The organism is Richelia intracellularis HH01 (assembly GCF_000350105.1).
Taxonomy (GTDB): domain Bacteria; phylum Cyanobacteriota; class Cyanobacteriia; order Cyanobacteriales; family Nostocaceae; genus Richelia; species Richelia intracellularis.
Window position 1 is genome coordinate 1 of sequence record NZ_CAIY01000002.1, and the last position, 9588, is coordinate 9588.

The 9588-nt window shown below is 30.4% G+C and carries 5 protein-coding genes; 1 reads left to right on the forward strand and 4 read right to left on the reverse strand.

The genetic code is table 11. The features are described from left to right. Positions 1–1544 precede the first annotated feature (1544 nt). Entirely contained in the window at positions 1545–2447 is a 903-nt protein-coding gene (locus RINTHH_RS00135; protein WP_008231368.1) for a carbohydrate ABC transporter permease, read from the reverse strand. Positions 2448–2471: 24 nt separating this feature from the next. Between RINTHH_RS00135 and purN the strand changes: the two genes are divergently transcribed. Beyond that, positions 2472–3110: a phosphoribosylglycinamide formyltransferase gene (gene purN / locus RINTHH_RS00140; RefSeq protein WP_008231370.1), complete on the forward strand. Its 639-nt coding sequence runs from the start codon at positions 2472–2474 to the stop codon at positions 3108–3110. 1091 nt (positions 3111–4201) lie between these two features. Here the strand turns inward: purN and leuD are convergent. The 3 genes from leuD to sfsA all read right to left on the reverse strand — a co-directional run bounded on the left by leuD (position 4202) and on the right by sfsA (position 9157). Then, on the reverse strand, positions 4202–4795 hold the full coding sequence (gene leuD, locus RINTHH_RS00145) for a 3-isopropylmalate dehydratase small subunit (protein WP_008231373.1): 594 nt from the start codon (positions 4793–4795) through the stop codon (positions 4202–4204). 148 nt (positions 4796–4943) lie between these two features. After that, the gene (leuC, locus tag RINTHH_RS00150) at positions 4944–6350 is read right to left on the reverse strand and encodes a 3-isopropylmalate dehydratase large subunit (RefSeq protein ID WP_044304254.1); all 1407 of its coding nucleotides are present in this window, start codon (positions 6348–6350) and stop codon (positions 4944–4946) included. Positions 6351–8404: 2054 nt separating this feature from the next. Beyond that, positions 8405–9157 (reverse strand): DNA/RNA nuclease SfsA, encoded by a 753-nt coding sequence (gene sfsA, locus RINTHH_RS00160; RefSeq protein ID WP_008231375.1) that lies wholly within the window; start codon positions 9155–9157, stop codon positions 8405–8407. Between the last annotated feature and the right edge of the window lie 431 nt (positions 9158–9588).

Here is a 9588-nt window from a genome sequence, read left to right on the forward strand (position 1 = left end):
ATTCAAAATTATTGATATGTTAAATTTAAATTTAGCTAAGGTAAAAGTAACTACTACTCTAAAAATAAAACACGCCTAAATCAAAAATCTGAAATATTATACCTAATATAAAAGCTAATTAAATAGCCTGTTTTTACCAGGTAAACATTATTCTTAAATGAGTTAAAATTAGCTTTATGCACATATAAAAAGGTGGCTAAAATATTGAATAGCAGATATAACATTATTCTTTTAATATCTTTCAATTTCGAACTTATTAAATGTTATTAGGATAGGTTCATAAATTTTTATTTATAACTTATCGATTCTACACTGGAAGTATTTAATAAACTTTTCTATAATTATTTTATCGCTTTTTAGTCTGATAATTTAACTTAAAATACGAATGGTAGGTATTTAAATATATTTGCCCAGATTAATTGGCAATTTGCAAGAAGGATACCATAGTTAAGTCAACATAAAATCAAAGCCCTTTGACTTAGAAAGCAAGCATATCTTAGCTAACAAGCTGGAATGGAAAATAGACTTATCAAAAAGTTAAGTATAAATACAAGTGATTTTTGTATTGTCAACATAATATTTTTCTATAGACTACAACGCAGACATTGGATAGATATAGCCTACCCAATTTTTATCTTACTCTTATTAAGAAGATTATCCTGCAGCCTGAGCTCATAAAAATAGTTATGATACCTACTAGAGTTATAACAATACTATAATCTTATTTGAAGTGATTATAAAAGGCCATTCGCATAAAACAAAATACTATAAAAGCAAAAATAAAAATTATAAATATGTGAGTAAAATGTTGTAACTATTGATATTAATATACTTCTAGATATGATACTTAATCATATTATCTAAATATTCTGGTAATTTGTATTTTTGTTTTGAATACAGCTTGATTATAATGACCAGATATGTAATATATATAGATATTGGTTTGACTATGATAGCTATTACAGGAGTATTGATTTTTATATCTACTCGTATAAATGTAGTGAATAGGGAGAATAAAATTACCCTTACCAGGGTAAATAGGAAAGCTATTAAGTTTAAGTAAATTCATGATTTGTAATTATTTAGTATCACTTATGTATGCATATGGCATATTATTAATATAATAATTGTATCTCTTATATTATCTAATTTGGATATCATTATATTTTAATTATGCAACTAGTTACTGTATTTAATTATCTATAAAAGCCTCTCAAAATACTTATATTTATTCTACTAATAATATCACTTAAGTTATCCTGTATTTATTTAAAATAATGCTTTTTCATAATTATTTATAAAGTTTAAATTTGATTCAATCAAATTTAAACTTTATAAATAACATTGGATATAAATAAATGAAGTATCTTATTTTATAAGTGATAAGCCTAGCTTTAATCTTTTACTTTAAATAATTCATAAAGGTCATGAATTATTATAAATTCGAATATTAGAGAGTATTAATCTTTTACTTTTCTCCCAGTATGAGCCAATTTAAATTTGATTCATATGGATTACTTTTTATCACTGAATTAACTTTAGAGTTACTGTAAATTACGTAGTTGGAGATAAACTATCACCATCGTGATTCCCAACAATACAGTTGCAGCAGCAGCAGCATAACCAAAGTCAAATTTACCGAAAGCTTCTTGGTAAATGTAATAAACCAGTAAATTTGTTGAATTTAATGGGCCACCACCAGTCAGAATATAGACTTGCTCAAAACTACGTAGGGTAAAAATTACTGTGGTGATAAGGGTAAAAACAAACGTTGGTTGCAAGCTAGATAAGGTTATATACCAAAATTGTTGCCAATCATTAGCACCATCTAATTCTGCTGCTTCATAATAACTGATAGGAATTGTTTGTAATCCAGCCAGAAACACGACCATATTAAAGCCAACTTGCTTCCATATACACAAGATTATTAGAATCGGCATTCCCCAAAAAGTATCTCCTAGCCAGCTGATAGGTTCTATACCTATACTTTCCAGAATCATGTTTACTGGACCTTGGTTTTGAAATAACCAGCGAAAACCCAACCCTGCAGCTACCATTGAAATAATTGAAGGTAAAAAATATGCTGTGCGTAATATTCCCTGAAATTGAAAAGTTTGATTTAATAGAATTGCTAATCCCAAAGGGATTACTAAACTCGGTATAACCACAGCTGAGGTGAAATAAAGGGTATTACCCATAACCTCCCAAAAGTCATGGTTCAGCAGTAAACGCCAATAATTTTTAAAACCCACCCAGTAAATCCCACTATTGGTAAAGCTACCAGTAGTAAAGCTGAGATAGACTAAGTAAATAATAGGAAAAAATACAAAAACTGTCAGCAAAAGAATTGCTGGACTCAAAAAAATGCTGGCAGCAAAGGTATGGTTATCTAACCAAGACTTAGCATTTAGGTTAAAACTGGTTTTAGTATAGTAGATTTTAAACATTCAAAAATATTTTTTCCTACGGTTATGACTATTTATATCAATTCTACTCCCAACTTGATTTCTCCTAATATTAATATTCAACAAAAGAAGCCAATCTTCCTTAAATTGGGTATAATGGCATCAGGGAACGGAAGTAATTTTGAAGCTATAGCTTGCGCAATTGCAGAACAGAAACTAAATGCCCAAATTCAAGTTCTAATTTACAATAACCCTAATGCCTATGCTGCTATTAGAGCAGATGCTTGGAATGTTCCTTCAGTGTTACTAAATCATCGGAAATATACACAGAGGGAAATATTAGACGAAAAAATTGTAGAAACTTTGCAAAATTATGATGTGAACTTAGTTGTGATGGCCGGGTGGATGCGTCTAGCAACCCCGGTATTAATTAATGCATTCACGAATAGAATAGTTAACATTCACCCGAGTCTATTGCCTGTTTTTAAAGGGATTAACGCTATTGAACAGGCTTTGGGTGCTGGTGTCAAAATAGCTGGTTGTACTGCACATTTGGTCTGTTTAGAAATGGATAGTGGACCAATTTTAATTCAAGCTGCAGTTCCAGTTTTGCCTGAAGATACATCTGCAACCCTACATGCCAGAATTCAGATTGAAGAACATAAAATCTTGCCTATGGCCATCGAACTTTTGGCTATGCAATAATCAATAGTGTCATATAATAAATGACTGGAATTTAATTTAGGGACAATCCAGAAAACCTGTGAGACTTTATCCTAGAGATTAGGATAAGATATTTTATTTGTTTATTACGATTTACCATAGAAATACTACAATTCTTCTGAATTAGGACTAAACATGGAGCAATATCGTCTTGCCATAACTAACTTTGTTTTAACTACCGTATTGTATATGTATAATTCAAATACAAATTAAAAAATGAAATTAAAAAATGGTTTTTTATCACTTCTCTATGCTAAAACTTCTCAAAAAAGTTAGTCCCCGAAATTAATTTAAGGGTCCAGAAATTTACATATGAAAACTCCTTTACTTGTGTGTAGTTACAATGTCAGCCTAAAGGTAAATAATTTAGTAAGTTATGATATTACAATAAATTTTATCACCATCGCTGTTGTTCGAGCTTGAGCTACCATAACTTTGAATAGTTTAGATTATAATGCTGGTAGTAACGCGTATAATCTTCCAGGATCATATACAAATCTAAGTACCAGGAAGTGTGAGGTTTTTTAGATTTTCCAGCTATTGTATTCATTAATTCCTGGTTCCATAGCTCTTTCAAAGACTTAAACTTATTCCTTGTTAATTGTATATCTGACTAAGGGTTATAACTTTTCTATATAGTTATTTGAAGGTTTATATTTTATTCAATAACGATTGCTTCTGGAAATTTTAATTTGTGGATAAGAATTTTATGATACAGCTAGCTCTGTTCAGACATCTATAGATTATCATTTAGAATAAGCAAGAATGAGTAGTTGAGGTTATTACCTTTATGAGTCTGAAACGATTCCTAGTATAATTATCGCAAAACTTGATGTCTTCAGAGTCATTTTCAAATACGGAAATTAATTACTAAAATAATGTATGCTTCGTAAGTCAAAAATGTTAGTCATAGTTATTTATATGATTTGAAAGCTTTTATTGACAAACTATTGACTCTTGTCCCCTGTTTGAAAACAATTCAGACAGGGGACAAGAGTCATCATCAAACCAGAATTTTTTCCAACTATGTTCTATTGATTATTTTCAAGTATATCTACGTAAAAAATTTCTGTCTAATTCCAGCCTAAATATGGTAAATTTGCTGCAGTTGCTTGTATTTGTTTCCTTTGAGATAATAGCTGGCTACAAGTATCCCAAGCACCGGAAATAATCATTTTTTTAGCTTCTTCTCCCATAGAAATTTGAGTAACAAATTCACCACAGGTTACTTCCATAGTTTCTAAGTTTACTTTCATTACTACTTGGGGATTAGCTATAATAATTTCTTGCAATTTTTTGATAATGTTAGATTCTGCATTAACACAAGGAATACCTATAGCAACACAGTTACCAAAGAATATTTCTGCAAAACTCTCACCAATCAATGCTTGAATACCCCATTTTTTGAGTGCTTGTGGTGCATGTTCTCTAGAGGAACCACAGCCAAAGTTACAATTCACAATTAAAATTCTTGCATCTTTATACTGAGGTAAATCGAAAGGATGTTGACCTTTTAAACTTTCTCTGTCATCAGCAAAAGTATGTTTTTCTAAACCATCAAAGGTAACACAGCATAAAAAACGGGCAGGTATAATGCGGTCAGTATCAATGTCATTCCCTATTAGGGGAATACCGCATCCGGAAACAGTGATAACTTTTCTAACCATGAGATTTTGTGTTCTAATTTTATACTTAATATCTTGTTCTGTTTATGGATTTGGAATTTTGCTAGATATATTACAGAAACTGGATGAATATTAGCTAGATTATCTAATTGGCAATCTATCAAAACTCAGGTTTATGATAAAAATATTCTTAGCTTAATAACTTACGCACATCAAAAACCTCCCCTTTTATTGCAGCAGCAGCAACCATAGCTGGACTCATAAGCAAAGTACGCCCAGAAGAAGAGCCTTGTCTACCTTTGAAATTCCGATTGGAAGATGAAGCACTAATTTGTCTGCCTTGCAGTTTGTCAGGATTCATTGCCAAACACATAGAACATCCAGGTTCACGCCACTCAAACCCCGCATCTATAAAGATTTGATCCAATCCCTCTGCTTCTGCTTGCTTTTTTACTCGTTCTGAACCAGGAACTACAAATGCCTTTACATCCTTGGCTACATGTTGATTTTTTGCTACTCTTGCTGCCTCCCGCAGATCACTAATTCTTCCATTAGTACAGCTACCAATAAAGCAGACATCTATTTTGGTCCCTTGAATTGGTTTACCTACAGTAAGATCCATGTAATCGTATGCTTCCTCCGCAATAAGACGATCTTCTTCATGTAGTTCTGCTGACATAGGTATAAGCTGATCTATTCCTATCCCTTGACCTGGGGTAATACCCCAAGTAACAGTAGGAGGAATATCAGCTGCATTAAATTTTACATCATCATCATACTCAGCATCTGTGTTACTACGTATAGATTCCCACCAAGCAACTGCTTTGTCCCAGTCTGTTGCCGTGGGAGCAAAATCCCTATTTTTGAGGTATTCATAGGTAATATGGTCAGGATTAACATAACCGCAACGAGCACCACCTTCAATCGCCATGTTGCAGACAGTCATCCTTTCTTCCATACTCATTTTATTAAAAGTTGTACCTGTGTACTCGTATACATAGCCAACACCTCCTTTAACACCAAGAGTATGGATAATATGGAGGGCTACATCTTTAGCATAAACTCCTGGCTGTAGAGTGCCATTAACTTCAATTTTACGAACTTTTAATTTAGATAGGGCTATAGTTTGCGAGGCTAGAACATCTCTAACTTGACTAGTACCAATACCAAAAGCAATCGCACCAAATGCACCATGGGTAGATGTATGACTATCACCACAGGCAATACTCATCCCCGGCTGTGTAAGTCCTTGTTCTGGAGCAATTATATGAACAATACCCTGGTTACCGGAGCCAATATTATGGAAAGTAATACCATTTTCTTGGCAGTTTTGTTCAAGGGCTTGCATCATTTCCTCTGCTAGAACATCTTCAAAAGGACGTACCTGATTAGTGGTAGGGACAATATGATCCACCGTTGCTATAGTACGTTCTGGAAATAAAACCTTTAAACCCTTCTCTCGTAACATGACAAAGGCCTGAGGGCTAGTGACCTCATGAATTAGATGTAGTCCAATGAATAGTTGTGTTTGTCCTGAAGGAAGTCTAGCAACGGTATGTAAATCCCAAACTTTATCAAACAGTGTTCCTTTACTCATACTTTTAGATTTATTTTTTATTAATATGATTTTTAAATCCTAACAAAAAGCCTAACTATTTCTATATTTTTAATTTTGGGGGTAGAGAAAAGAGAGATTAGTAATTTTACTATATATAGGAGCAATAAGAAAAACCTGCAATAAATTACTAATATTTTATCAATAAATAGTTTCATACACTAAAGCTATATATAATAGTCTAAATTCAAAAATAAATTTAACTTTATTTAAACTAAATTACTATACTAAATTCAGTATTATTTGCCAACTACGGTTATTACTAAAAATAGTAATGAGTATATATAAAAATATCTTTAATTTAGGTATTTTTATATATTAAAAAACAATGTCGTTATTTTATTAAATTGCTTTAACTAATGCAAATCAGGTAAAATAACTAATAACTAAATCAATAAATACTACTTTGATTATAACATTAGAGTAAAATCATGAATCATGCATATAAAGTCAACAAACTGATAAATCTTCTATCTACTATAAAGATAATACAGATATCAATAAAGTCACTAAGCTACTAGATTGTTTTAAATTTATTTAGGGACGGATGATATATTATGATATGAATCACATGATTTGTTAGAGTAAAAAGCCTGAAATAATATTAACATTAGTTTGTAAATACCTCACTAACAACAAAATTATCATAGGAGTATAAGATTTGTGGGTATTGAAAGTATTTATTAATCATAGTTAAATACTTTAGATATAATCACAAATGTATTAAAAAATACTACTATTACAAACTATACAAAAAAATATGAAAATAATTGGAATGATATTAACTTATTGGGATGATTATTAGGTAAATGAAAGAATCGATTATCTAACGATAAGTCTATTAATATAACTAAATTAATAAATATATAAATTTAAGCCAATGAGATATTTTAATAATTGAGTATTATGATTACTGCCTTCAGCAAATATATCAAAATATGATAAAAGCAACAATAAATAAACGATGCTTCAACATCAGTGAAAGCCAGAATTTAGTTTGACTATTTATACAAAATTAATTAGTTAATAATAAAAGTTAGCAAGCGATATAGATGAAAAATAAAATGGTGAAATGATTACAATTAAAATACATTGATGTATTTTAATTGTAAATTATAACAAATATATAGAAATTTGGATAAAGTACTCTAGCTATATTATTTTCACACCTAATCATAAATTAAGAAAGAGTATTAGCCACCAATTAGATCCTTCAATGATAATAATAGGTAATATTTGATTATTTGAATAAAGCATCAACATAATATATGTAGATTACACTAGCACATTTTTTTATTTCATACATATAACAATTATAATTTTGTTGATTTGATATTTATTCTGTCTTCAAAATGCGAGAATACAATCAGTTATAATAATTTCAGTGGCTATAATTATTGGCTAGTAAAATATTAAAATAAACGCTGAAAAAATCTACATTGTTAATGTAAACAATCAATCAAACTTCCTGAATTGAAGAACTAAAAGATTGAGCTTATATTTATAATCTGAGAAATGAGAATTTTTAGAACTATTAAAAACCCGAAATATTGATAATTATCGTAGATAGATATCAATATAAAGAAAAGTAGTAAAACTCTATATTTTTTGGATATAGAATCCAATACAATAGTACCTTCTAGAGCTCCTATAAGTTAATATCTGGTAAGAAATATATAATATTGGAACTAGTACATGTAATTTTATTAACTTTAAAATATGAAGTATTTCTCTTAATAGTTAATATCGCACTATGCTAGTACCTAGTTTAGGTAAAAAAAAGTCAAAAGCAATACAAATTATTAGCTATTTTTTTAAGCTTTCTCAGGATGTCTTGATAGAATTAAGCTTTAAAGTTCTTATGGATTTTCCTTACATTAATGATTACAATAGAGCAAGTATAGGGCTATTTCATATTAGTATGAAAAGTATAGATATGCTCTTCCATTTTTAGAATGAGCTATAAGGGTAATATTTATTCTTGTTAGCATTGTTTATATTGTCAGCAGGCTAAAATTTCTCCTCATTGACTCCTTTCAAAGTTTCAATACAGCTAATCCTAAGTAACGAATACCAGTAGGTGATAGATCAAATCGGCAAGGTAAGACTTCTAATCCAAGACTTATCCCTTCTTTTAGCAAATCACCATATAGGGGGTCACTAACATCTCCGGAAGCAAATTCAGTGCAATCACTACGACTAATAAAGTAGAACATGACTGCCCTACTTGTAGGCATTATTGCCATCAATTCACGTAAATGCTTTTGTCCTCTGGTTGTTTCCGTGTCTGGGAATAATGCTAATTTTCCATTGCACCAAGTAGTATTTTTAACCTCTACATATATATTTCTATTGTCCTGTGTAGCACTATTTATTCGGTTTTCCGGTGGATATAAGCAAAAATCAACGCGACTTTTTCTATCTTTTCCATAAACCACCTCTGCCTTAATTTGGCTATATTTTCCTAACTCCGGAAATAAATGCTTTTCCAGTGCTGTTTTGACTACCTTGTTTGTCAAAATGGTATTGACTCCAACCCAAGTAGGTTTATCATTATCATCAACTTGAATTAGTTCTAAAGTGTAAGGTAACTTACGCTTAGGATTGTTACTTAGAGAAAGTTGTACAAGACTACCAGGAGTAGAAACACCTTTCATCGGACCTGTATTTGAACAATGTGCTGTTACCACCTCTCCAGAAGAGAGTCTTACATCTGCTAGAAAACGCTTATAGCGTTTCAACAAAACACCAGGATAAAGGGTAGGGTAGAGATAAAACCAATCAGCCATTCGATTTAAAACTACTTTGGATAGTAATAATTACTGTATATCCATTATTTCATGACTTGACTTAAAGGTTCATTAACTTAATGCCACGGAAAAAAATACTCTCCAAAATATATAAGTATTTTGGAGAGTATTTTTCTCTTTATATTTATGCTTTTAATTTATACTGAGTTCAGTATTATTTCGTGTAAATATAATGGTTATTAATATTATCTTTGATTAGTTATCCCAATATATTATTTTCAAAAATCTAGAGTTAATTATTATTGTGTAATTTCAGGGGGTTTTTATTAATAACTAGCTCTTAGTCTTTTGATCAAAATTTAACTATTTTTTATTCTTTTTAGAAAATAACGCTTATCTAGTTTAGATTCTCATATCTTGTATTTATTTTATGAAAAGTGATTTTAATTAATTTAAAAGTGTAATTGATC